18 protein-coding genes, 1 tRNA gene and 1 pseudogene are annotated in these 25,987 nt (G+C 59.3%); 7 read left to right on the forward strand and 13 right to left on the reverse strand.

Going from position 1 to position 25,987, the window contains the following annotated elements; genetic code table 11:
• Positions 1–323 precede the first annotated feature (323 nt).
• Genes BVU17_07905 through BVU17_07915 form a run of 3 tightly spaced genes read left to right on the forward strand, consistent with a single transcriptional unit; the run spans position 324 to position 3,216 of the window.
• Complete coding sequence (locus BVU17_07905) at positions 324–1,769, forward strand: hypothetical protein (GenBank protein AUG47449.1); 1,446 nt, start codon at positions 324–326, stop codon at positions 1,767–1,769.
• Positions 1,766–2,269, forward strand: coding sequence for a hypothetical protein (locus BVU17_07910; GenBank protein AUG47450.1), 504 nt, complete (start codon positions 1,766–1,768; stop codon positions 2,267–2,269). Before BVU17_07905 ends, BVU17_07910 begins: the two co-directional genes overlap by 4 nt.
• Complete coding sequence (locus tag BVU17_07915; GenBank protein ID AUG47451.1) at positions 2,266–3,216, forward strand: hypothetical protein; 951 nt, start codon at positions 2,266–2,268, stop codon at positions 3,214–3,216. The genes BVU17_07910 and BVU17_07915 overlap by 4 nt, the downstream gene beginning before the upstream one ends.
• A gap of 14 nt (positions 3,217–3,230) precedes the next feature.
• Here BVU17_07915 and BVU17_07920 read toward each other — a convergent pair whose 3' ends face one another.
• The 7 genes from BVU17_07920 to BVU17_07950 all read right to left on the reverse strand — a co-directional run bounded on the left by BVU17_07920 (position 3,231) and on the right by BVU17_07950 (position 13,574).
• Entirely contained in the window at positions 3,231–4,241 is a 1,011-nt protein-coding gene (locus BVU17_07920; protein AUG47452.1) for a magnesium chelatase, read from the reverse strand.
• Positions 4,234–5,328, reverse strand: a complete 1,095-nt coding sequence (locus tag BVU17_07925) for a hypothetical protein (GenBank protein AUG47453.1) — start codon at positions 5,326–5,328, stop codon at positions 4,234–4,236. Before BVU17_07925 ends, BVU17_07920 begins: the two co-directional genes overlap by 8 nt.
• On the reverse strand, positions 5,328–5,603 hold the full coding sequence (locus tag BVU17_07930; GenBank protein ID AUG47454.1) for a hypothetical protein: 276 nt from the start codon (positions 5,601–5,603) through the stop codon (positions 5,328–5,330). Before BVU17_07930 ends, BVU17_07925 begins: the two co-directional genes overlap by 1 nt.
• Before the next feature lie 88 nt (positions 5,604–5,691).
• Positions 5,692–8,757 carry a permease gene (locus BVU17_07935; GenBank protein ID AUG47455.1) on the reverse strand — a complete coding sequence of 1,022 codons (3,066 nt, stop codon included), beginning with the start codon at positions 8,755–8,757 and terminating at the stop codon, positions 5,692–5,694.
• Between the two features lie 7 nt (positions 8,758–8,764).
• Entirely contained in the window at positions 8,765–9,466 is a 702-nt protein-coding gene (locus tag BVU17_07940) for an ABC transporter ATP-binding protein (GenBank protein AUG47456.1), read from the reverse strand.
• Positions 9,467–9,549: 83 nt separating this feature from the next.
• Entirely contained in the window at positions 9,550–11,238 is a 1,689-nt protein-coding gene (locus BVU17_07945; GenBank protein ID AUG47457.1) for a sodium:phosphate symporter, read from the reverse strand.
• Positions 11,239–11,513: 275 nt separating this feature from the next.
• A complete protein-coding gene (locus BVU17_07950) occupies positions 11,514–13,574 on the reverse strand; it encodes a hypothetical protein (GenBank protein ID AUG48866.1) in 2,061 nt (686 codons plus the stop codon).
• 173 nt (positions 13,575–13,747) lie between these two features.
• On the opposite strand from BVU17_07950, the gene BVU17_07955 reads away from it, so the two are divergent.
• Positions 13,748–14,761, forward strand: a complete 1,014-nt coding sequence (locus tag BVU17_07955; protein AUG47458.1) for a hypothetical protein — start codon at positions 13,748–13,750, stop codon at positions 14,759–14,761.
• A 193-nt stretch (positions 14,762–14,954) separates the two neighbouring features.
• Positions 14,955–15,401 carry a hypothetical protein gene (locus tag BVU17_07960; protein AUG47459.1) on the forward strand — a complete coding sequence of 149 codons (447 nt, stop codon included), beginning with the start codon at positions 14,955–14,957 and terminating at the stop codon, positions 15,399–15,401.
• Between the two features lie 443 nt (positions 15,402–15,844).
• On the opposite strand, the gene BVU17_07965 is transcribed toward BVU17_07960, so the two are convergent.
• From BVU17_07965 to BVU17_07975, 3 genes are all read right to left on the reverse strand, one after another.
• Positions 15,845–17,383 (reverse strand): PGF-CTERM sorting domain-containing protein, encoded by a 1,539-nt coding sequence (locus BVU17_07965; protein AUG48867.1) that lies wholly within the window; start codon positions 17,381–17,383, stop codon positions 15,845–15,847.
• A gap of 431 nt (positions 17,384–17,814) precedes the next feature.
• Positions 17,815–19,068: a PGF-CTERM sorting domain-containing protein gene (locus BVU17_07970; GenBank protein AUG47460.1), complete on the reverse strand. Its 1,254-nt coding sequence runs from the start codon at positions 19,066–19,068 to the stop codon at positions 17,815–17,817.
• 592 nt (positions 19,069–19,660) lie between these two features.
• A tRNA-Leu gene (locus BVU17_07975) sits at positions 19,661–19,744 on the reverse strand.
• 194 nt (positions 19,745–19,938) lie between these two features.
• On the opposite strand from BVU17_07975, the gene BVU17_07980 reads away from it, so the two are divergent.
• Both BVU17_07980 and BVU17_07985 read left to right on the forward strand, forming a co-directional pair.
• Complete coding sequence (locus BVU17_07980; protein AUG47461.1) at positions 19,939–20,421, forward strand: hypothetical protein; 483 nt, start codon at positions 19,939–19,941, stop codon at positions 20,419–20,421.
• Positions 20,422–20,466: 45 nt separating this feature from the next.
• Positions 20,467–21,254 (forward strand): annotated as a pseudogene (locus BVU17_07985) (succinylglutamate desuccinylase).
• Positions 21,255–21,395: 141 nt separating this feature from the next.
• Here the strand turns inward: BVU17_07985 and BVU17_07990 are convergent.
• From BVU17_07990 to BVU17_08000, 3 genes are all read right to left on the reverse strand, one after another.
• Positions 21,396–22,304 (reverse strand): aldehyde oxidoreductase, encoded by a 909-nt coding sequence (locus tag BVU17_07990; GenBank protein AUG47462.1) that lies wholly within the window; start codon positions 22,302–22,304, stop codon positions 21,396–21,398.
• Between the two features lie 337 nt (positions 22,305–22,641).
• The gene (locus BVU17_07995; protein AUG48868.1) at positions 22,642–23,481 is read right to left on the reverse strand and encodes a hypothetical protein; all 840 of its coding nucleotides are present in this window, start codon (positions 23,479–23,481) and stop codon (positions 22,642–22,644) included.
• A gap of 581 nt (positions 23,482–24,062) precedes the next feature.
• The gene (locus BVU17_08000) at positions 24,063–25,868 is read right to left on the reverse strand and encodes a multidrug ABC transporter permease (protein ID AUG47463.1); all 1,806 of its coding nucleotides are present in this window, start codon (positions 25,866–25,868) and stop codon (positions 24,063–24,065) included.
• Between the last annotated feature and the right edge of the window lie 119 nt (positions 25,869–25,987).

The raw sequence follows: 25,987 nt of genomic DNA on the forward strand, positions 1-25,987 counted from the left end.
AGAAGCAACATGACGAGGCCAACGGCGCCGAAACGAGCCAGCGCTGCGGTACGGAGCCAGCGGTGGCTGGTGTCGGCACAGTTACCCGGTTTTTTAGATTCAGTATTAAGATTGATTTTGGAAACTGCACCTATACAGGCCCCCAATATTCGAGTTAGAATAGACATAGATGGCACCTATACGCCAATATTCTCAATTACTGGTTAAGAAGTTAATTCCCCAAATATCAATATCAATTTCGATATTGGAAACGATCATAACGCAGTGGTCTCCGGCTGTGGCTGTCGGTATCTTCAATGGGCTCGGTTCAGTAACGGAAGGCAATGCGTGTCACCCGACGGTTCTGGCTCGCGGTCACTGCTGCTGGTAGTCTCCTCGTGGGTGGTGGGGTGCTTGATGCACCCCTGTTGGTGGTCGGTGCTGTCGGGCTCACAGGCTGGCTACTCGCAATGCAGTTTGCGTTCGTTCGTGGCGTCTCACAGCTCAGGGACGATCTCACGGTGACCCAGTCACTCGACCGGGCCCGGGTACAGACCGGCGCCGAAACGACGTACACACTCGAAGCATCAGTTGACGCCGCCGGCGATCACCTGCCGCTCTCTGTCGAGACAGAGATTCCACTCGTAGCGCAGATGGAAGCGGGCCCCGATTCAGCGGTCACTCTCGGTACATCGATGCAGTCGTCGTCGGTGACACTCCCGCTCACCTGGGAGACTGTCGGAGAGTATACTATTCCCGGAGCCACAGCGACGGTCAGCGACGGCACCGGGCTGTTTACCCAATCGTTCGCGACGGCACCAGGTCCCGAAGTACTGGTCGAGGCACCGTCAGTCGGCCCGATTCACGTTGGGCAGGGTGGGAAACAACTGCTACGCGGTGTCGGCGAACACGATGCCCGCGGGCGGACAGGTGGCCTCTCGGCCGAGGAAATCCGGAAGTACGTCCCGGGCGACGCACTGAAATACGTCGACTGGAAGGCGACTGCCAGACTCGACGAGGCGCACGTCCGCAATTACGAAGCCGAGGGGAACCGTAGCGTGGTCCTCGTCTTTGACCACCGTCAGACGCTGGGCGACGGTGCACCTGGCAACACGAAGCTAGAGCACCTCAAATCGGTCGCCGCGGCGTTCCAGCAGCGTGCCGAAACGACCCGCGATCCGCTGGGTTACGTCACTATCGGCGACGCGGGCGTAACGGAAACGAGAGTTCCAGTGGCGAGAACCGAGGCCTACAGGTCGTGCCAGCACCGGATCAACGACCTCGACGCCAACGCTGAAACGCCGGCAACAGCCCCCGCAACAGCGGCTGCCACCGGAAGAGTAACGGGGGCGGTGAATCCAGCAGCCGACACACAATCGCCGATGGAAACGGTGCTGCTCGCGTATCGAGACGCTACCGGATCGAAACGACATCTCCCCAATCAACCGCTGTACAACGGTTTGCAGACGGCCCCACACGAAATACGTAGTGCGGACCTGTTAGTTATCTGTACAGACGACAGCAGCCCGAGCGAACTGCGGAACACAGTCGGCCAGGCGAGACGCAACGCAACGGAGGTCGTTGTGTTCATCACTCCATCGGTGGCCTTCGATACCGACCGCCTCACCGACCTCGATACCGCTTACGAACGGTATCGGACCTTCGACCAGTTCCGGCGTGAGCTGAACGAAATCGACTCGGTGACGGCCTACGAGGTCGGGCCCCTAGACCAGATCTCGACTATTCTGTCCGCCGGCCCAGCCAACACAAACCAGCGGGGGTACGCATGAGTACAGCACTGAACTCGATGGGACGGTCGCGCCGAGCACTACCCACCGTGCTCGGCCTGCTTGGTATCGTCGGAGCAACAGGAGGGCTTCTCCTGGATGGACCGGTATGGCTTGGCCTCATCGGTGTTGTCCTCGGCGGCCTCTACCTGTCCGGAACAGCCGTTCTCGCGGTCGTGCTTGGACAGATAGCACTCGTCACAGTTGAGACGCCGTCACTGCTATCACTCGCCCTTGTCGAAGGCGGCCTGTTCCTCACATTGCTTTCGGTGGCTACCAAGACGCCTGACAGTCGAGTCGCCAGCAGCCTCGTCGCACTTATCGTGCCGCTGCTCGGCGGCTTCGTCTGGCTGTCGGTCTGGCGCTGGACCATAGACCCCCTCAGGGTTGGGTTCGCCATCCTCGTCGGAACTGCCATCGTCGGCTATCTGCTCCATCGCTATCTGCTGATAGAACTCGACATCGTGACTGCAGACATCGCTTCGGATCGTGATTTCCAATGAGTCAACCTGCGCCCTCGAAACCGGATATGACAGCAGATGACACCGACCAACAAGCCGATGTTGTGCGGGACCGTCAGACACTCGAAGCGGAGCTTGAAGTATTGCGGGAGGAAAACCGTCGATTACGTGAATCGTACGCACGCGCGAGGCGAGCAACGTTCAGACGGACCGCAGTAGGCTTTTTCGCAGTCGGTGGACTGTCTCTCGTCGCGGCGTTTGTCTTTCCGGCCCTGCAAACCATCTTCATCGCGTTCGGTGGGACCGGTGTGTTTGCCGGCATCGTCACGTTCTATCTCACCCCCGAGCGGTTCGTCTCGGCGTCGGTCAGTGATACGGTGTTCAACACGCTGGCAGATGTCGAACAGCACCTCGTCAGCGAGCTGGAACTCCAGACTGAGAGGATATATGTCCCAACAGCATCCCATCCGGAGACGGCTGCGCACCTGTTCGTCCCCCAGCACGTCGAGTACGCGGTCCCCGACCCGGAGCAGCTAGAAGAACTGTTCGTCACGGGCGTTGAGGCAGAACAGGGAATATCGCTTCCCCCGACTGGTGACCGGCTATACACCGAGTTCGAGCAGGCGATGTCGGGCACGTTCGGTACCGGTCCCGATGCAATAGCGACACAGCTGACTGCAGCCCTGTCCGAGCAGTTCGAACTCGTTGATGACACGACAATCGAAATCGATAGCGAGAATCAAACCGCTTCTATCGCCATCGACAATCCGGCGTTCGGCGATATTCACCAGCTAGATCACCCAGTGGTGTCCCTGCTTGCGGTGGGATTTGCCACGGGCCTTGATCGGCCGGTTACCGTCGATACGCGCGATGACGACCGGTTCAGCGGTGTCGTGACCGTTTCGTGGGACACACCCGAACAACCGTCACAGTCCAGTGACGCGGCGACCCCAGAACAGGAGATGGCACCGACTCCGGAAACCGACTAACTGCGGTCCGGGCGCTATTCGAACTCGCGTTTCGTTCCGCCGTCACCAACTGCCGTTTCGACGCCTGCACTGTGATCGGTGTCGGACCCGGGCGGCGTGATCGACTGAAGGATCTCTTCGATAACTGTTTCGGCACTGATCTGGCTTAGCTCGGCGTCACTGCTCATAATGAGACGATGACGCAACACCGGGAGCGCCATCTCTTTCACGTCGTCCGGAATGACATATTTTCGGCCGTTCAGACAAGCAACCGCTTTGGCTGTATTCTGCAGTGCGAGTGTCGCCCGCGGTGAGGCCCCGTGAACGACGTTTCGGTGGTCCCGGGTCGCGCCGACGAGCGCGAGAATGTACTCCTTGATGCTGTCTTCGATGTGTGTCTCAGGAACTACTGCCCGAGCGTCCAGAAGCTCGTCCCGGGAGATGACCTGTGAGATAGAGTCCGCATCGAGCGTCGGGTTCGCGTCGAACCGATCCAGTATTGCACGCTCCTCATCGGAATCGGGAATCTCGGTGACGAGTTTCATCTGGAATCGGTCGCGCTGTGCCTCCGGGAGTTTGAACGTCCCCTCCATCTCAAGCGGGTTCATCGTCGCAACGACGGTAAACGGCGTCGGGAGTTCGAGCGTCGACCCTTCGATAGAGACCTGCCCCTCCTGCATTGCTTCGAGGAGTGCGCTCTGTGTTTTCGGCGGAGCGCGGTTGATCTCGTCAGCGATGACCAGATTGGTAAACACCGGCCCTTTCTGCAGTTCGAACTCCCCGTTTCGCTGGTGATACACCGTCGTGCCAGTGATATCCGCCGGGAGCAGGTCAGGCGTCATCTGGACCCGGGAGTGCTGGAGGTCAGTCGCGTTGGCGACGAGCGTGGCAATCGTGGTTTTCGCGACGCCGGGGACCCCCTCCAGAAGCACGTGACCGCGTGTGAGCATTGCGACAGTAATATGACGAAGAATCTGCTCGTTACCGATAAGAACTGTGTCCGTCTCCTCTTTGAGACGGTCGTACAGTACCGACGGATCAGTCATTACGTTGACGTTCGGGCCGCTGTTTAATAACGGCTTCCGTTACTCGCTCCACCTGAGCGGCCTCCCAGTCCGGGTGACGGGCTCTGAGATACTTCTTGACGCCCTCCCGGGACAGGTGTGGGTTCGGCTCGCTGCTCCTCTCTTCGCGGAATCGGTCCCGGAGAGACTCGTCGAGACGGCGGTCGTACGCGAATAGCGCCCCGACCAGCACGACGCCACAGAAAAGTAACAGCACGTCTGACCGCTGCATGGCGAGGACGGCAGCGGCCACTGGCGGAACGCTACCGGCATGCGAGTAGTCCAGCAGTGCCGTATCGTGGTCGGCAACGAGATTCATGACAAAGCGGCGATTGTCACCGCGTTCAAGCATCGCATTCACGAAGATGCTCGGGTCACTGACAGCAATGATCTGACCATCACCCACCGATTCGCTCGTGACGACGGGCCGAGACGCTAACTGCTCCTCGCCGTCGAGTTCGCCGTTGCCGTCGGTGTCGAGATAGGCGTATTCGGAGGTGGTGACGAGCGTCGTCGCGTTGCCGGCCCTGACAGTCGTGCCGTAGTTGAGGACGATAGTATCGACACCCGCCGTCTCCGGGTAGTTGCCGACGGGCGTCGCTTCCGGGAGCGAGGCGTTCCGGTAGTAATTCCGGTTGTCATACACTGGACGGCCGTCGAAGCGTGCCTCCGCCCCGACAGCAGCAAGCAGGGCATTTCCGTGTGGGCGGTAATCGTCGGCGACGACGAGTGTCCCGCCGCTCCGGACGAACTCAGCGATTCGTGTCCGCTCGCTGGACGAGTACGGCTCCGCCGGCGAGAGAACAACTGCAACGGTGTCGTCCGGGTCACTGGCCTGATACTGACTCACATTCGTTCCGACAGTCACGTTTGCACCAGCGTTGGCTGCGACGGTTCGGAGTTCGTCTGTCCCGTCCCACTGTGAGTTATACGCACCGAACGCTGCTGAGGACGTGCTCGCAGCGTAGACGAGTGCGATGACCGTGAGGGCGGTGTAGGCGGCGAGTAGTAGCTGTGGGAGCGTGAGCGATGGCAGCCGGGAGTCCTCAGAGAGCGGTGTCAGCGCCATCAGACCAGCCCCGGCGGTAGAATCGCAAGGATCCGTTTGATGACTACGTAGGCAAAGCCCACCAGACCGATTCCGATGAGCCACCAGAGTCGTCGCCGCCAGCGCGGCGAGACGGTCTGCGGTGCGACCAACTCGACTGTGACGAGAAACCCGATCAGCGAGACGACGAAAAACAGCTCCAGCGTCAGCGCATCCAGCAGGGTCAACACGAGGATGCTACCAAGCACCCACATGAGATGCCCGTAAATGAACTGCTGGCGCTGTCGGGTCGCCATACAACGGCGTTCTTGTCGGCAGACAGTCAAAGTTCCGACCGACAGCCGCCAGCAGGGAGTGGCTTATTTGACAACCTAGCAGTGAGAGTCAGTCGTCGCTAGACTGTCTTTCGGTAACCGAATCGTCATCGGGCGTCCGCGTTCGGTCGCCGCTCGGGAGCAACGAAACCGGTGACGCTGTCAGATACGGCACCGTTGCGACGAGGGCACCGAACAGGGCGAGCAAGACGCCGCCGACGAATATCGCTGCGAGGATGGCCGGCGGAGTCCGCGCGGAGAGGCGGAACCCGAAGAAGACGAGCCAGCCAGCCCGCTCCAGCAGCTGTAATGCAACGACTGACAGGCCAAGCGCGAAGCCGGTCGCCGGAATCGCGATACGAGCGATGTCGGCCAGAATTGTCCGCAGAATCCGCCATTGCGTCGCGCCGGTCGAGCGGTGGATGCCGATGGCCTGCCGACGCGCGTGGACCCCCTGTGCGAACGTCGCCGTGGTACTGCCGACGGTACTCAGCGCCGAGAGGACGACAAGGACACCGAGAATCAACTGAACGTTCCCGAACACGCCCTCGACAGACCGTTCGATGGGCGTGCCAGACGCGTACGACCCGCTACTTGCCACCGCAGATGCCAACCGACGGTCGCCGGTCACCTCGTACTCCGCTGTGGCGAGGGTGGTCCCGTTGGCTGTCATCCGGTAGGTGTACGTTCCGGGCTGACTGCGTCCGTTATCCGGAGAGAACCGCGTTTGCGTGACGTTTCCGGGTGGCATGTAGACGGTCCGGTTTCGGGAGACACCGGGACCGATGACGCCCACAGTGCGTGTGATCGGTTCCTGCCAGGGATTTGCGAGCCCGACCCTGAGCGTTGGCGTCGTCAAGACCGACCCTGACGACGGCGATATCGACAGCTCCCCGTACAGTTCCCGCTCAGTTCCACGGACAATCTGAATGTCGTGTGTCGCCGTCTGGGTTCCGGAACGGGCCGTTATCGTGTAATTCCCCGGCTCGCGTGGCAGGGGAACGACGGCGACACCGCTCGACCCAGTTCTGACCGACGGTCCGTTCACTGTGACAGTGGCGTTCGAAACCCGCGCTCCAGTTTTCGTGACGACAGGAACGGAGAGCCCCGACCCGGGCGGGGCCTGTGACGGCAGCTGGTTCGGTATCTCGATAGCGTTCGGTGAGACGACTGACACTGAATGGGTGTACTCCCCGGCAGTAGCGTTTGCGGTCCCCTGCTTCGACGCGGTAAAGGAGACAGTGCCACTCCGTTCCTGTCCCGGCGGGACTGCCACCGTTGTAGTCCGCTGCTGGCCTCGATACCGGACTGTGACATCCCGGTCCGCACGTTCGGTACCGACGTTTCGGACTGTGACGGTGAGATTGACTGTATCGCCCTCCGTGACGCGTCCCGGGCCTGACAGCCCCGTCACGACAGCGCCCGACTGGTTGGCAGCGACACCGCCAGCATCGTCGATCCCTGCGACCGACCCTTTCACGCGAATCATGTGGACCTGCCCCGGTCCGGTCGCCAGGTCGGCTGCGGAATCACGCGGCAGAATGAGCAGGTCATCGAGCGTTCTAGCGGCGTCGTACCGTCCGACGACGGTGACCCGGCGGACTCCGGGCTTGACGCTCCCACTGACGGTCAGTTCGTCACCAACCCCGACATCAAGCGTCCGTGCGAGGTCGCTCCCGATGACGGCCTCGTCGTACCGCTGTGGTCGCTGGCCTTCGACCAGCGTGGCACCGGTGACGTTCGCGAACGCGTCGTACTCCGCCCCGTGGGCCATGTACGGCTGGCCGTCCGAGACCTGCGCGTAGATGATTTCCGGGCTGGCCGGTGTCCCGTCGGCCCGCAGAGCCGAGGCGTAGTCGGCATCGAGGCGGCTGTTCAGCGGGTGGGGCGCGCCGGCTTCGGTGATGGTCCCGGAGCCGCCCGCCCCGCCCCCGAGCGGAGACGCGAGGCCGGCCAGTGAGACGACCAGCAGGAACGTGATGCCGAACACGGTCAGCGTCGCCGCCGTCGGGACGACCGAGCGCCACGAGAGGAACGTCGGTGTGACCCAGTGCCGGACCCTCGCAAGCCCCGACTGCCCGGACTGCCCGGATTGAGTATGACGGTCCCCGAGGGCAGCCGGCGGGCGAGTCGCCGCCGGATAGGCCGCGAGCGCGCCGGCCACCAGCCCCATCAGAACAAATATGCCGGCGACGACACCGACAACAGTGGCGCTCTGCCCGGTGACGGTGATATCGAGCGCGATTGGGAGTCCAACGTAAATGGCGACGTTGACAAGCGCCTTGATCAGAATGAGTCCGACCGCGTAGCCCAGAACAACGCCAGTGGTCACGAGGAGACCAGCGCGGAGCGTAAACAGGAGTCCCACCCGCCACCCCGACGCCCCGGTCGAGCGGATGACCCGGATCGCGTCGAGTCGGTCGCGGACACTCATCCGCGTGACGTTGTAGACGACGATGAGGACCAGCAGTCCGCCGGCGGCCGCGGCGATACCAAGCGCCCAGAGGACCTGCTCCAGACCGCCGAGGACATACAGGAGTGCACTGACCAGCGGTGCTCCCTCGCTGGGCAGACTCCCCAGCCCGGTTCCGCTCGGGCTATGATCGACGACGAAGTAGCCGGTGACGCCGACCTGCCGTGCAGTCGAGGCGTTCGTCACGTACCACTGATTAGAGAGGAATGTCGTCCCCCGTTCCTGTGGCACGACAGTGAGCGAAACGGTGCCGTTCGACCCGTTGATCGCCCGAGTTCGCTGCTGGGGGACCGGTCCCCGGCCGTCAACACCGTCCGGAAGTGTCGGTAATCGACCCTCCTGCCACTGAGCCGACCCTTCGATGAGCACGCGTGGCGTATCGGGCGGGATACCGACGAGACGAACGTCGGTCCCGTTTACCGTCGCCGTCGCTGACGGGAGCACGGTGACATCCCCGCTGGGTTCCGGTGGGCCGTTTTCGGCGTCGTGGTAGGTGACAGTCCCGGAGTTCGCAAGCGGCTCAGCGAACGTTTCCGAGTACGTGACGGCAGTGAACAACAGCAGTACCGTGCCGATGAGAAACGCGGCCGTTACGGCGACGACGACGACCGTGAGCCGATCCCGTCTGGACCAGCGAAACAGGAGGGCGTTTCGGTATCCCATCGGTTCGTTAGTTCGTCTCCGTGGACGGGCTCGCGTCCGGCGTCGAGGCGGTATCAGAAACGAGCGTGCCGCCGCGGATGAACAGCCGTTCGTCGAACCGTTGTGCCAGTTGCGGGTCGTGGCTGATGACGACGAGAGCGGTTTCCGTCGATTCCTTCATGCTGAACAGGAGGTCTAGCACCGACTCGGCTGTGTCCGGGTCCAGCTGCCCGGTCGGCTCGTCGGCGAGGATAATTTCGGGGCGGTTTGCGAGCGCGCGCGCAATGGCGACGCGCTGTTTCTCGCCGCCGCTCAGCGTCGCAGGATACTGGTGTTCAAGCCCGGTGATTCCAAGGCGCTCAAACAGCGTGTCCAGCCAGTCTGAGTCGCGGTCACCCGCGTGCTCCTGCGGGAGCGACGCGTTCTCGCGGGCGGTCAGGTCGCCGATGAGCTGGAAGTCCTGAAAAACGAACCCGAGCGTTGTCCGCCGAAGGCTCGCGCGCTGGCGTTCGGACAGGGTGCTCGCGTCCCGACCGTCGACTTCCAACCGTCCGCTAGACGGGGGTTCTAGCAGCCCGAGGACGTTGAACAGGGTCGACTTCCCGGCCCCGCTCGGTCCCTGAACGAGCAGTGCCGCGTCGGACCCGACCGTGAGTGAGACGCCGTCGAGAATCGTTGTCCCCCGTCGTGTGACACACAGCTCCGAGCCGACGAGGACGGGGTCAGTCATTGTCGGCCTTTCTGCCGGCCTCGTATTGTATGCCACGGTTACATACCCGGGAGAAACAGGGACGGGGGCCAAGCCATGTGCGCTCAGCAACTCGTCTGGTTCCCGCCAGGCCGAACGAGGTACACCGAGTCGAGACCGCGCGTGTCATAGACCACGTCGTTCTCGTAGCGCCACTCCTCCAGCGCCGCGGGCGTGGTCTTCTCGCTCCCTGCTGGGAACAGGTGCGCTCCGGTCGTCCCCCACGACGCCCGCGATAGCGTCGGGCAGTTAGGTTCCGCACCACCACCGAGCCACCGAGCAGTCGGCTGGTACGTTCCGTTGGACGCACCCGGATAGTACAAGTCGACGATACGGCTGAACGGGTGGTCGGACGCCCACTGCTCGTCGACGTGGTCCGCAGTAAACGTCGCGGCCGCGAACTGCGATTCGGTCGCTCCGGTCGGGAACGCCAGCGTGTCGAGATTGACGAACGCGATGGGCATCGTCGCAACTGCAGCAACCACGACGATGATCGTCACAACGGTTGCGAGTCGGTGGCTGTGTGTCCGTGCCGTTCTAAGCCCGCCGTCCGGTGACATCGACCGCCGATAGGCGACCGACGCGACGCCGATGCCGGCGAGGACGAACAGAGGGAGATGGACGAAGGTCTGTCCGCGAAGCGCTGTCCCGTAGTACTCCGGCGTCAGCGAAGCGGTCAGCGAAAAGTACACGATGACGATTGGCGCCAGCAGCAACGCCAGTACGACCGGGCCGATCAGTCGACGGTCGCGGCTCGCACGCGGCAGGCCGACGACCGCAAACACAACCGGAACGGCGAAGGCTGCGACTAATATCAGGAGGCCAGTCGGCGTGGTCTGTGTCCCGGGAAACACGGTCTGTACCGCGTTCGCACCGAGCGTCAGGAACCAGAGCCCGACCGCGCCGCCGATCGTCACCCGCTGGAGGCGAGCGCTCGTCCGCTGGAACCAGACCAGCGTCGCCACGAGGAGGACGACCCAGGCCAGGAACAGGCCCGGATACGCGCTGACGCGGTCGACGTACGGGACCTCGAGAAGCGAGCGTTCTGCGATCCGATAGTACCCCCACATGTACACCCAGAAGCCCGCGACGACAGCGAGGGCAGTAACAGCGTCACGGCGGGTCGGAATCCGGGCAAGATGGGCGGCTAACACCCCCGTCAGCACCAGCGCAGCGATGAGTGAGCTAAACGTATGCAAGAGCGGGAAGACAGCGAACAGGACGACCACAACCGCCCCCCATCGACGTCGGTATCGCTCCGTCGTGAGCAACCGGTGGACGGCAATCGCAAACAGCGGGAGCAAGAGGAACGCCAGCGCCTCCTCGTCCGTCTGTCCGGTCCGTCGGAGATAGATGCCTTCCAGCGCGAGCCCCATCCCGACCACGCCCATCGCCAGCGTCGTCCGCGAATAACGCCAGCGACCCGTCTGCGCGAGGCGTTTGACTAGCGCCATCGCGGTCAGACAGGACGCTGCACCGGTGACCGCGACGACCGGCTGGGCGATGTACAGCGGCCGTTCACCGGTGAGTGCGCCGACGACCGTCAGCACAGCGGTAAATACGATGTTGTCCGCGCGGAACCGTGTAAGCGGAAAGCTCCCCGTCCGAAGTGTGTCTCTCGCCAGAGCGACGTAGCCGAATCCGTCTAGCGTCGAGGGCAACGGTGTCCAGTGCAGCGTCGTCAGTCGGGCCGCGACTGCTACGGCCAGCACAGCCACGATGAGCAGCACTCGCCCCGTCCGGCCGTCACTCATTGGCGGGTCCTACAGCGGGTGGGTGTAAGATAGTTACCGCATTTCGTCGGCCCCGTCGTGTTTACTGTCCTCGTCTGAGTTTACATGGGCGTCCCTAGGTTGTCGGTAGCGATGGCCGCCGACCCGTCGACCCCGACACCAACGAACCACGACTGCCGGGTTGCCACTATCAGATTCAACAGTTCGTACGCGTACTCGTTTCCGCTGGTGCGCGCTGAAGACAGCAGTTCCAAACAGAATTCGGACCACAGCAACGAAGGCCAGGGACTGGACGGTCAGCGGTCCCCGTTCGACTTGATCTCGCGGGCGCGGTCCACAGCCGCTTCGGCCTGTGACCGGTCGACTGATGTCGGCGCGAACGCTGCGGTCTCGAAGGTTTCGACCACTGTTTCGAGATCTGCCATCCGGTCCTCTGGAACGCCGTGCTCCTGGCTCCGCTGGAGGAGTTCCCAGTGCGTTGCCCCTTCGTCAATCCCGTTTTCTACTGCTAGCACGTCGTGAACGGCGGTGTACGCGACCATCGCTGCGGCGTCGTAGTTCCCGCTGTCCAGATACGATTCGGCGCGGTCCTCGAACGTCGGCGTCGTTTCGTCTGACGACGTCGCCGATGGGTTAGGGTCAGTCATTGACGTGTCACCCGTCTCCGTCGGGACAGGCGAGTCCGTCTCCCGGGATTGGCGGACCCGTGGCACGACAAACCAAGCGGCGACGACAACCGCAAGCGCTACCCCGCCGCCGAAGACGGGCAGCCAGCTGGAGCCCATAACCGCGTTCCCGAAGGCTGCTGCCGGGTTCCCGTCTGAGCCAACCGGTGGGTTGCCGCCGCCGGACCCGGCCGCCAGCGTCGCCGTTGCAGTCGCGTTACCGAGGTTTGTCCTCGGCTCGTCGTACGTGGCCGTAACAGTAACGGACTCGTTGCTCTGCGGATTCTCGAAAACGGTCTGGAACGACCCGTTCCGGTTCGTCTCGACCCGCTGTGTTCCGCCAGCACCGATCTGCAGGCGTACCGGGCGACCAATCACAGGGTCTCCAGCAACGGTCTGGAGTTGCCCTCTGACGAGAGCCTCGCCATCCGTGCGTGATGCACTCACTGAGAGGTTCGTTCGAGTCTCGACGACGACAACAGGGGTCTCCGACTGGACGCCTGCAATCGCTCGGTCTGCATACGGAACCCGGGCGACGACCTGACGCTCCCCGTCGTTTACCGTCGTCGGGAGTCGGATCGTTTCTGTGACGGTGCCGTTCGGTCCGGTCGTCGTCCGTGCAATGACAGTGTCACCAATAGCAAACTCAACCGGGACCGCATCGACACCGTCCGACGCGACTATCACGGACGCCGTGGCGTTGAGTTGGTCGCCATATCCCACCACGTCCGGTGCAATGTCGCTCGTCACGTCCGGGGTTACCTGTTGTACCTCAATGGTGAACGTGGCGTTGTCGGACAGGTACACCGAGTCAGCGTCCGGAACGTACTCGATTGCGATGGGCTGTGACCCGAGCCTGGCTGAGCGTGGCTGGTACCGCGTTTCAAACACGCCGCTCGAATCAGTCTGCACAGTCCGTGTCCGGTTCTCGATCCTGAGTTCGATTGCTTCGTCGTCGATGACCGTGCCGTTCTCAGTCTGTATCCGCCCGGAGACCGTTCCGGGGTCGCGAAAGGATGCAGTCGCATCTATCGCCTGAACCGTGAGCGTCGTGCCGACGAGTGTCTCTTCACGGATCTCCGCCTGCGTTGCCGCAATGTTCTCTGTCGTCTCGTTAATCTCGCTCTGTCCTGAGGAGAGGTCGACAGACGTGGCGTTCTCAATCTGTTCAAGGTTCTGGGTCAGTTCTTCGCTCCTGTCACTAATGCTCGATGCTGTTCGCTCCATCGCACGCGCGGTGATGCGGGCCTCGCGTTCGTTACCGCGTTCGCGTGCCGTCTGATACGCCGCGTACTGTTGCCGATACCGTTGGACCTCGTCCGTGAGATTCCGCTGGTTCTCGCGTGCAGCCTCGAACTCCCTCGCAGCGGTATCATCCGTATCCGACGAGGTGTCTCCGGCGACTTCGACGTACTGCTCCAGACGTTTGTCGTAGTCGTTGCCGAGGACTGACCGAGCACGGTCGTACTGGTCGTTCGACAGCGCAATACTGCTGTCTTCCAGCCGTCCGCCCAGCGTCTGCGCTAACCAGGCAGCCGTTTCGTCGCTGTACTCCCCGTCAGATACCGAATCCGGGTCTTCCTGTTGCGTCTTATTGTTGTCCGCTGGCGTCTCTACCTGACGGTCCAGAACCGGACCCCCGTCGTTGGCTTGCACTGCTGTCACCCCACCAACGCCCGCTGTAAGTCCCATAATTGCGAGGGTGATGAACACGGCCCACGACTGGCTCCGGAACACACCGAGTTATTCCGCTGGTTTGATAAAATGCGTTCGGTTGACTCACCGGAGGCAGTTCCAGTCGGGTACTGCGACAGAAAGCAAAGCAATCAGCTATTTTTTTACCGTGCCGACATGACTCATTGGCAATGGCTGAAACCCGGGCGTGGAAACTACTGCTGCCGCGCCAACTCCGCCACCTTCCGGCCGATCTAGCAGGCGTTATCGGCGTGGTGATTCTGACGAACCTAGCTGCCCTCCTGCCGGTCGTCTCCGACACCCCAGTCCGCATCGTCGCAGGACTCGTGTTCGTCCTCTTCATTCCCGGCTATGCGTTCATCGCGGCGCTGTTCCCGGAGGCCGGAAGCGGCCCGACGGCTGATGAGGAGAACGGTACGAATCCACAAGCCGACGGAATTGACGGTATCGAACGGACTGCACTCTCATTCGGCCTCAGCATCGCGCTCGTTCCGCTGGTCGGTCTGGTGTTGAACTTCACGCCGTGGGGCATCCGCCTGCTTCCGATTCTCGTCTCGCTCAGCGGACTGACGCTCGTGTTGACTGCTGTCGCGGCTGTTCGACGCTGGGCATTGCCCGCTGACGAACGGTTTCGCGTCCCGTACCGTACGTGGCTCAGTGCCGGCCGTGATGAACTGTTCTCGCCGGCTTCACGGACAGACGCAGTCCTGAACGTCCTGCTGGTCCTGAGCATCCTGCTTGCGGCCGCCAGCGTCGGATATGCCATTACGGTGCCGAAAGACGGCGAGCGGTTCAGTGAGTTCTACCTGCTGACAGAGGACGAAGACGGCGAACTCGTCGCTGACGGCTATCCGACGGAGTTTCGCCAGGGCGAGGGCCGCTCGCTGATTGTCGGTATCGGCAATCAGGAACACGAACGGACAGAGTACACCGTTGTCGCCGAGTTACAGCGCGTCGAGCGCGTCGGCAACGAGACGCAGGTCCGGGAGCGGTCGGAACTGCGACGCTTCCAGCCGACGCTAGGTCACAACGAGACCTGGCAGCGCCAACACGAGGTGACTCCCGGGATGACTGGCGACAGGCTTCGGCTCCAGTACCTGCTGTACCGTGGCTCACCGCCTGCCACCGTGGACCAGTCGACCGCATACCGGGAAGTCCATCTCTGGGTGAACGTAACCGGCTAACCCGTGTTCTCGTAGAACCCATGTAACTCGGGACTGTCCCACTGCCTGCCGCTTGAACACCGAACCCGGCGAACAGCTTTTATTTTCCCGGACCGTTCGCTTCACGGTGTACCCCGCAGGCCACTTCCTCCTCGCAGCCATCCCGTTGACAGTGTATACGGTGGCCCGGTGGCGTCGCCTCCCGTCCGGGCCGATGGTACTCCTCTTGCTTGTCGCGACGCAACTCCCGGACGTAATCGATAAACCGCTCGCGTGGACGTTCGCTATCCTTCCGAGCGGGCGAATGCTGGCCCATTCGCTGGTCGTCTCGCTACCCATCCTCACCATTGTTGTGCTGCTGGCTGCACGTTGTGGCTATGTGCGGTACGCTGTGGTGTTTTCGGCCGGCTACCTCTCACACATCGCCGGCGACTTCTACCCCATCGTGCGGCTCGGGACAGAGTACTACTTCTTCCCGAACCTGTTCTGGCCGCTGTTGGCGGCGAACCCAGATAAAACGCCGTCGTTTGCGGCGCATTCACCCGACAGTCTGCTCTCGTTTGCTGTCCCTGTGGCCGTCTTCGGACTGGCCGTCAGCTACAGTCTCGTGACGGTATACCGAAGAGACGACCGGTTCCCCGCCGGAGTGCCACCGCGATAACACTTCGTTCAACAGTCGTCGCCTGCCAGAATGGCGGCTCTCCGGCGACGGAAGGCAAGTTGTCAGTCAGATATTGTCGCTGCCGTTCCCAACGCTACGGGCAAAAGGACAGCGACCGTCTTAGGATGGGGCCACGGGTTCGATCGGCGCTTCGCCGCAGTTGACACAGATGTACTCCTCGTCAACAGTGCGTACGACCGGTGAATTGCACGTGATGCACTTGAGTTTCGCCGCACGAGATGGCTTTGCGTAGTCCCCCATTGTGTGTACCTTACAGACACATGTTATTTGTAAAATAATATAAAATTACCCCTTACAGCAATATTGTATCAGCAGCCGCTGGTGACCGGATAATGCAATGACTCGTGCCCTCGGTGGGGACACCGCAGGAAGAGAGCCGTGGCAGAGAATAGACAAAACCGCCGGTAAACTGTGAGGGTTCGTTACTCCCGGCGTGCCAGGAATCCGGCACCTAGCAGTGCTAGCACCGCGACAAGTACGGTGAAACCGGGACCGCTCGAACTCGTGGTCTCGACCGAACCCTCGGTGCCAGCTGTTGCCGTGTCGTCGGGTTGCTGGGCACCACCACCACCTGCGGTCGTGGCCGTTTCCGTCTGCTCATCGTCGTCTTCTGTTTCGGTGCTGTCGTCCGTGGTAGTCTGGTCCTCAGTATCGGTCGTCGGTTCGTCCTCAGTGTCCTCACTATCGGAGTTGTCGTCTCCGCTATCGCTATCGTCACTCCCGTCGTCGCCACCGCCACTGTTGTCGCCATCGTCGCCACCGCCACTGTTGTCGCCGTCGTCGCCACCGCCACTGTTATCGCCGTCGTCGCCACCGCCACTGTTATCGCCGTCGTCACCACCGCCACTGTTATCGCCGTCGTCGCCATCGGTTTCATTCGACTGCGACAGTGTGATTGTCCCGGTGGCGGAGTTGATTTCGTTGGAGTCCTCGCCAACGGCGATGTGAACGTATGTGTAGGTCCCGTTTGGCCAGGAGTCCAGTGTTTCGACATCGACAGTGGTATCGGAGGCGTCGGACACCGTCGTCGCCGAGGCATGCAACACGTCGTCACCGGTCGGCTCTGGTGATGCTTCGGAGAGAACGAATCCGAACAGACCGACTAGCCCCGCAGACGGCATCGCTCCCGCTGCCGTCGAGTCCCCAACGGGGAGGGTGGCGTCATCATCGGCCGACGAGACGCCGTTGACGCCATCAAAGGAATTCTCGACCGTGACCTGCTCTTCCGAGAAGTTCTCATCGATGTCGCCGGTCACGCGAACGGTGCTCGTTCGCTGTTGGAGTTCGTCCTCGTCGAACAACAACACGGCGTGCGTGACAGAGTCATCGTCCAGTCCGGTCTCGATATCGAGCGACACGTTGTCACCAGCAGCGACATCGTTGGCGGTCGCATTGACTGTGGCTGGGCTTTCCTGAACCAGCGTCTGTTCGACGCCGACAACGGTCACGTTTCCATCGGCCGAGACGTTGTTATCCGAAACGGACAGGCCCTGCCCGTCATCGACAGTGACCAGAATGAAGCCGTACGCGCCACCCGAGTCAGGTGTGTAGGAGGTTTCGAGCACACCGTTGTCATCTATCGAGTCGACCCCCTCGGCATCGTCTAGCAGTTCGACAGAGTTAGCGTTGGAGTCATTCGTAAAGATATCAGCTAGATCGGTTCTGACGCTGCCTTCACTAAACCCGGCCGCAGTTGGGTCCTCAGAGAGACGGACAGCGAGCAGTTGCGCCTCGTCGCCGGCAAGTCCCGTGGTTCCAGCCCCTGTCGTTGATTCGAACGTGAGATCAACTGATTCGCCTGCCTGGTGAATCGTGTACTCTTCCCTGTTGAGGGGGACGTCACCGGTCTGGGCGGACTCAATGTTGATGTACGTCTGTGGAGCGGCTATCGCCGTGGGGCCGGTAGAGGATGTCCGAAGCGGGAGCAGTGACCGCTCCCAGACATCTACGTTTTCCGTCACTGCCGTCGTTTGTCCGTCATCCACTGGCGTTGCCGCTGCTGATGTTACCGACATGGGAGCGGCTAACACCAGCAGCACTGTAATCGCACAAATTACAGTGTGTTTCCCGTTTGGTGTTTTATACATTACTGAATTTTTTCGAAAGGGCACGGTATAATTCTTATGCAGTGACATTCGACGATACACGGTGTCATATGAAGGTTGGAAGACATGTAGACACCGTTCAAAGTTATAGTATGCGAACGCTGAGTCTGTGTCTCGGTACGTGCCTGTTTACCCGGTAAGAGCTACCAGAAGAGTGACTGTTCGACGCCGTCCAACTGACAGCGCACCAGTTCGCGGTATCAGGTTGGCACTATATCGCCGTGGGACCGGTATGTTCAGTGACGTTCGGTGACGGAATGTGTGCCTTGTTCGGCACCGCCGATCAGTTATTCTGCGCCGTCTTCGTCGTCATCACCAGTGCTATTCGGTCCACCAGCGTTATCTGGGGGCCCGCCGCCGTTGCCCGGACCATTGCCGTTGCCCGTCCCACCGTTGTCAGAGCCGCCACCCGGACTCACTGTCACTGTACCGGTGTCCGAGTTGATGGTGCCAGTTTCATTACCAACTGCGACGTGGACGTACTGGTATGCGCCGTTTGGCCAGGACTCCAGCGTCTGTACCGTTACATTGGCGTCAGAGTCAGCGCTGACGACCGTTGCTGAAGCGTGGATAACGTCGCCGTCGGCATCTGATTCAGCTTCAGAAACCACCACGCCGAATATACCCTGTAACCCGATTGCGGGTAGCGACTGGTTTTCGGAGAGGTTGATACCTGCGAGACTGGTGTTGTCGCCGACTGTCGCAACACCGCTGACGTTGTCAAAGGAATTTTCCACAGTGATCTGGTCCTGACTGAAGCTCTCATTTAGCTCGCCAGACACGGTCACCGTGCTTGACTGCCGCTGAAGTTCGCCTCGCCTCACCAGCATCACTGCGTGCGTGGCGTTTTCGTCCTCCATCTCGGTGTCGATATCTAGCGTAACGTTGTCACCTGGATTGACCGGATTCTGAGTCGGCTCGACGGTCGAAGCGTTGTCCTGTACAATCGCTTGCTCGACACCGACGACAGTCACGGTCCCGTTGACGGAGACGTTGCCGTCCGACACCGACAGGCCCTCGTCACCCTCGTCGACAGTCACCAGAACGAAGCCGTATGCACCGCCCGATTCAGGGGTGTAGGACGCATTCAGTTCGCCGTTCTCGTCTATCGTGCCGACGCCGTCCGCGTCATCAAGCAGTTCCGACGACGTGGTGTCGGAGTTGTTTTCAAAGACATCCCCGAGGGACGCGGTAGAGATGTTGCTGGCGTTTATCCCTGCCGTAGCTGGTACTTGATCAAGTTTGACAGCGAGCAGTTGCGCCTCGTCGCCGGCGAGCGACCGCGTTCCGGCACCGATCCGTGGTTCGAAGGACATGTTGATCGACTCGTTGCGCTCGTGGATCGTCACCGTCCGTTTGTTAAGCGGTAGGTTGCCGGTTGCAGCCGATTCGACGTTGATGAACGTCCGCGGTGCCACTATCGTGGTCGGCCCTTCTGATGTCGTTCGGAGCGTGAGTGGAGACCGTTCCCACACGTCGACGTTTTCGGTTACCGAGATCGATTGACTCTCGGCGACAGGAGTTGCCCCGACAGTGGACATCACTGATAACGGACCAGCCAACACGAGTGCGACTGCCATTACGAAGACGACAGTCGGTTTTATTATTGGCGTTTTTACCATTACTGAAATATTACTGAGGGCTTTGGTATATTTCTTGTGCAATGATACTATTTGGGTAGCCCAAAACACCCCTCTGGAAGCATACAATGCACAAACTGGGATTTAACTGACTGTATTGTTTCAATTATTTCTTTTTGATAAGTATCAAGTAATAAGATGATAGCTAACCAGTGGTAAACAGTCTATATAATAACATCGTACCTGTAACTGCATCTGCTGCTATAACTACAGAAAATCCGAGGCGAAAGCCTCGTCGTTTACCACGTGACAACCGGAGTTAGAGTCCAGTCAGGACGACCGCACAGCGGAACCAGAGCACGGCGATCCTCATCGCAGATAGACATCTCTGTCACATCGGGTCGGAGAATTGCGAGGGAAGATCGCTCCGTGCGAGTCTTCCAGCACCGATCGGCCCTCGTCTGTTCCGCGAGATACCACCGGGGTCGGCGGCGTACTCGCGACCGTGACGATGGCCGCTCACTGTTTGTGAGGGACCGTGTCGGTCCAACAGTGCGAGGGAAGGGATTTGAACCCTTGGACCCCTACGGGAGCGGATCTTGAGTCCGCCGCCGTTTCCTGGCTTGGCTACCCTCGCACGTGTATTGCATTACGGTACACACGGTGGTGCGGTATAAATGTCGTACGGAAGCGACTCGGGTCCAGACGGTAGTGACAATCAGACATACTGAGCGCGGGTGCTGTCGCGCGAGCAGGTGTACACCACATTCGAGGACCTCACGTAACCGACAGAACCGGTGGTTTGACCCGCCCTGAACCAGTAGTGGAGGCATGGACGACCACACGCGTGACCCGACCGTCGAGGCCCCTGACGGGAACCCATCGGGATGGCGAACCGACGGCCAGTGGGAACACGAGACGCTCAGACGGGCCGTGGTCCACGGCGTCCGCCTGTACAACTCCGGGGAGTTCCACGAATCACACGACTGCTTCGAGGACGAGTGGTACAACTACGGCCGTGGGAGCACGGAAAGCAAATTCCTCCACGGGATGGTGCAGGTCGCCGCCGGCGCGTACAAGCACTTCGACTTCGAGGACGACGACGGGATGCGGTCGCTGTTTCGCACGTCGCTGCAGTACTTCCGTGGCGTCCCCAACGACTACTACGGCGTCGATTTACTCGACGTGCGCACCACAGTAACGAACGCACTGTCGGACCCGTCGGCACTCCATGGATGGCAGATCCGATTCGACGGCGAGTACCCGACGTGTCGCCCGGAGGACATCGAGTTCGCGGAGTCGCTCGAACACTGACTGAATCCGGATAATTCTAAAGGCTGGAAGTGTTAGCACGGGTAGATGCGAATCGAGCAACTGGGAGACGGGGATCCAGAGGTGGCCGTCGTGGGAAGCATCCACGGCGACGAACCGTGTGGCCGAGACGGGATCGAAACCGTCCTTGCCGACCCGCCTGCGGTCGAGCGACCTGTCAAGTTTATTATCGCGAACGAAGCCGCCCTCGAGGCAAACAAGCGGTATCTCGATACTGACCTCAACCGCTCGTTCCCCGGCGACGCCGACAGCGAGTCTCGCGAAGCACGGTTAGCCGCAACTATTACGTCTGAACTCCGTGACTGCACGTCCTTTCGCTGCACTCCACGCAGTCCTACGACGGGATGTTCGCCCTCGTCGACGAGCTCACGCCGGAGATGGAAGCCCTCTGCAGTGTGCTTTCCGTAGACGCCGTCGTACAGACGAAGGGCGCAAACGAGGGCCGAATGATCGCAACAGTCGACTCTGTTCTCGAAGTCGAGTGTGGCTATCAGGGCTCTGCTGAAGCCGCCGAGAACGCAGCGCAGGTCATCCGGGAGTTCCTCGCCGCGACCGGCGTTACCGCTGAGTCTCCCCCACAGCGAGAGACGTCACTGCCAGTGTTCCAGCTCGGCGAGCCGATTCCGAAGGCAGCGGCCGAGCAGTACGAAGTGTTCGTCAGGAACTTCGAGCCGGTACCCGAAGGCGACCCTGTGGCAGCAGCCGACGACGAAACCGTCGTCGCAGAGGAGCCCTTCCACCCGGTGTTGCTCTCAGCCTACGGCTACGAGGACGTGTTCGGCTTCACCGCGGACCGAATCGGAATGCTAGACTGAGACAGATTGCTGATCCGCTGAGTTAGACGGCAAACGCCTTTCGGAAGACCGAACAGAACCCGCATTGTCTTCCGGGAGTCAGTTGTCACACGCGTTTCCCTCTCAGTTGCCGAGAGTCCATTCAATGGTTTGGAAAGAAGCTCAGGCAATCCGATTGTAGAGACTGTCCGGTACGAAATTTCCCAGAACACTGCGAGCCTCGTATATCGATCCGCCTTCGCGGTTTTCTCTGTACCAGAACGGCGGCTCAAGTTTCCTGATCCGCTGCATGTCGCGGTCAGTGAGTTCGAAGTCAAAAACGTCAATGTTCGCTTCTATGTGTTTCGGCGTCGCCGCTTTCGGAATCGTGACAACATTCTCCTGTTGTATCAGCCACCGGATAGATACCTGCGCTGCCGATTTGCCGTACCGATCTCCAATCGAACGCAAGACATCGTCTTCAACAGCTCGCCCCTCCGCAAGCGGACTATATGCGGTAACTGTGACATCGTTGTCCTGGCAAAATCTGACGAGTTCCTCGTCACCCCAGTAAGGATGGTATTCAATCTGATTCGTCGCAATAGGAGCGTCCGAAAGTCGCATCGCCTGCTTGAGCTCCTTGATAGAAAAGTTACTCACCCCGATCTGATTGACCAACCCGTCATCGACGAGTGTGTTGAGCGCGTTGACTGTTTCTTCCATATCGGCCAGCGGATTCCACCAGTGGACCAATAACAGATCCAGATACTCCGTTCCCAGCCGTTCGAGACATCCCTTCGCGGCCTCTATCAAGCGTTCATACTCGACCATTTCGGGATATCCCTTGATTTTCGTCGTCAAGAAGATGTCTTCCCGGTCAACGCTGGATTGTTCGATTGCGCGACCGACGGCCGCTTCGTTTTCGTATGCCATCGCAGTGTCGATATGCGTGTACCCACAATCAAGCGCATTCTTAACCGCGTTGTAGCATTTGTACCCTCCGGTTCGGTAGGTACCGAACCCGAGAGTAGGGACCGTGGTCGTACCATTCTGCTCGGGAGCCATGTCGGCTGACTGCTGTGGTCGCTTCATTTTCCTCAGTTGTATCCGCTACAATCATGCCGGTAGAACGGGGCCTGTATTGGTATGAGCTTTATAATTCAACTGATTCAGATATGGACTGAGGAAGTGAAATATTAGTGATGTGATGTTGGAGATATGATTTACAGCTCTGTGCTACGATTTCATCGGAACCATGCTGAAACGAAGTCCCCGCGATTCGATTGGCTTTACACAGGGGTTTACTTCGTTTCTGTAGCGTGTGTAGCTGGGAAGAGATGATAATCTGTGTGGCATAGCAGCCAGACGACTCGTTACACTTGGTACCGAAAAGAAAGCCACGCAACATCAGGCTGAGACCATCACAAGACTACGAATGATATCCGAGGTCAGACAACCGGTCGCGGATCTCGGTAGAGCCGTGTTCGACGCCGGACTCAAGTGGACGGTCCGATTGAATTGATATCCGCTCATCGGCATCGAAAACCAACCACGGTACTTCAATGAGTTCTGGGACACGAAGTTCTCCGGGATGCCCATATTCTCGTACGGGGAACGGCCACAACCAGTCTGCAACTAGGTTCCCATGATCTGACGTGACCACTGTTTTGCCATCAACAGTGTCAAGCAGTTCTCGAAGATGTGGGAACAGCAGTTTGAGGTTTTCCCGATACGCTTCCCAGACACGTTGTTCTGAGACATCTCCCTGTCTCAGCCGTGCCCAGATTTTCTGTTCATCATCCGCTGAACTACCAACGTCTGCTCCTTTCGCTTTCTCCCGACCTTGCATTCCGGAATCAACCATTTCTCTGCCTGTTGGGCCGATAAATGGATGATGAGGCTGAATAAAATGTGCGAGTATCCGCTTGTTCGGATACGTTTTTCTGGCCGTTTTAACAGCAGCTACCATGTCTTCTGGGGGCACTGTTCCGATGTCCTCATCCCACTCTGTCTCCCACACGTTGATGACAGAATGAAAAACAGTGTCGAGTTCGACGGTACACCACTCGTCAACTGAGTGCATCGGATTGGCGGTTACGTACACTGTGTCGTAATATCTTCCCGCAGAGAAGTGCGCCTCAAGGAAACCGGGTGTACTAGACGCCTGGGATAGCCGCCGTTTCAATTGCCCTTCAAAAGGCTGCAGATCCGCAAACATATCGTATCGGCAGGCATCAAGAAGATAGCAATTATCCCAGTCCTCGGCCATCAAATCAAAGCCACTCGGTGAAACCGTGTCGAAATACTTGTTCACGATACCGTCAAAAATCCCATCATTTGTATATTGATATTGTGAGGCAATCAATTGGTTTGACCTCCAGATGTCCGGTATGTACCTCTGCAGTTTGGTCATGGTAGTATACACTTCTACGCATCACTTAGCGATAAGCTGCCTAACTGGTGGTAGAGAGTTTTTACCAGTATTTTGGATAGGTGATTCGGGTATGCTGCTACGGTTTTTCGAAAGTCAGAATCAGTGTTAGTCGTGATGCCTGACCCCGTCTTGCAGCCAGATAGAGTTCCTATTGTTTATTTTCCGGATCAGCTACAAGTCTGGGGCAGCAACTTGCGATTGTAAGGTTGTGTTCATATTCCGTGAGAGTGGAGTCTAAATGCCCGCCTGGTGAGCCGAGATCAAAAGGTGGAATCTGTTCTGCGTATCATCGCACGTGATACTTAGACGAAGCGATGCCAGTGAGTAGTTTCAGCATCCAGTTTGACACTAGGATAGAGAAGTACCAGCGATAGCTTTCTTGAGCTGTGTCTGCGGTAACACCGAGTACAGTCCAGTTACCCACCTGACTGTATCGCATACAATTCAGCGTATTTCCCTTCACTTTCAACCAGTTCGTCGTGACCGCCACACTCGGAAATCCATCCGTCTTCCATCGTATAGATCCGATCAGCATTCTCGACAGTTGAAAGGCGATGAGCGATAGCGATAATCGCATAATCTCGCTCCATCGCTTCGATTGCCGCCTGCACTTCCTTCTCAAGGTTCGAATCCAGGTCGCTCGTTGCTTCGTCTAGAATTAACAGGTCCGCGTCTTTCAGAATCGCTCGCGCAAGAGCGACGCGCTGTTTCTGCCCACCCGACAAGCGGACACCGTCGTCACCCAGTTGAGAATCGAGTCCGTTCGGGAGGTCCGTGATGAACTGGTCCACCTTCGCGATTTCGCAAGCCCGTTTGATCTCAGCGTCCGTCGCATCCCGATTGCCGACGGTGAGGTTATGTCGAAGCGTGTCGTTGAACATATACGGGTTCTGGCGGACTATCGAGATTCGGTCACGCCACTCGCTGATATCCATTTGGCCGATTGGGTTCCCATTTGCACGTATCTGACCGCTGTCTGGCTCATAGTAGCGAGCCAACAGGGAGACTATTGTCGACTTCCCGGCACCGGACTGTCCAACGAAGGCGACGAACTCGCCTTTCTTGAGTTCGAAATCGACCTCCCGAAGAACGACCTCGTCGTCCGTATATGAGAACGTGACATCGTCGAACTCGACTGTTTCGACCTCTTTCGGGGTCGGTTGCTCTCCGGTGTCCGGTTCTTCCCACTCTTCGAGATCCCGCATGAATGACTGTGTCCGAACCAGATGGGGAAGGTTCTCTTCGACTTTGTAGAACCGCTTGTTAATCCCGCTTGCTTTGGGACCGAGCTGAAACATGAGAAACAAGAACAGGCCGAGTTCACCGAACGAGAGATTGGTGAATGTCAGCGCCACGTAAATAAGTGCGAAGATGAGTACGGAGACGACGAGATTCTGTGACTTCTTGATCGCTGCCCGATTCCGGCGGTTCGCGACTTTCGAACGCGTGTACTCTTCGAGGGCGTCCTCATACTCGCCATAGATTTCTGTTTCGAGATTAAACACCCGGATGTCTCGAATGCCAATCATGCCGGCCTGAACCACTTGTTGCATCCGTTCGTTTGCCGCTGCAACGCGATCACCCAGATCGTATCCTGAGCCGATGAGATGTCGCAGACCGAGTCCCACACCACCGATGATAAAAATAGCAAATGCTGTGAGTTGCGGTGAGATCCACGTTGCGAGAGCGAGATAGGCAACAGTGAGTAGTAGCAGATCGAACAGCTTCACGAACCGCTTGATGACTTTTGAGGCTGCTTTCGACTCGGTGACAATCGCGTTCAAGATGTTGTCCGACCCCTTTCGGTCGAGAAATTCCATCTCCGTCTCCAGAGCGCTATCGAAGAGGTTCTCGCGGATGTGGCGCTCGTAGGAAAGCTGGAGTACATCGCGTAGCCACGTGAGGAGAAACGACGACGTATAGCGCAGACAGGTCGCTAACGCCACTCCGCCAATGACGTACTCGATCGTGAACGGAATCCCGAGTGTCTGATAAACGGTGAAGAAAATACCCGCTATGCCATCAGCCTGTGTCACCGGTTCTGATGACTGCATGAGTTCAATGATAGGGATGATAAACGTCAGTCCGACGCCTTCTAATACGGCCGTTACCAGACCGAGCCCGACGATCATCACAGTGAATTTTGGGGCATATCGGGCCGCATAGAGAAGCGCGTCAAGTTTCTCCTGCCGTGAAATGGTGTCTGAGTTTCTGTCGGTCATCTATTCAATTGTTATCCTCGGGACCGTTGGAACAGACTGTGCCATCTTTGGCTACAGCGGTTCGGCCAGTACACGCCAACGATTGCCATCTGCACATTGATATAGTGAAAAAGGACGAT

This window comes from Haloarcula taiwanensis (assembly GCA_002844335.1).
GTDB classification, from domain to species: domain Archaea; phylum Halobacteriota; class Halobacteria; order Halobacteriales; family Haloarculaceae; genus Haloarcula; species Haloarcula taiwanensis.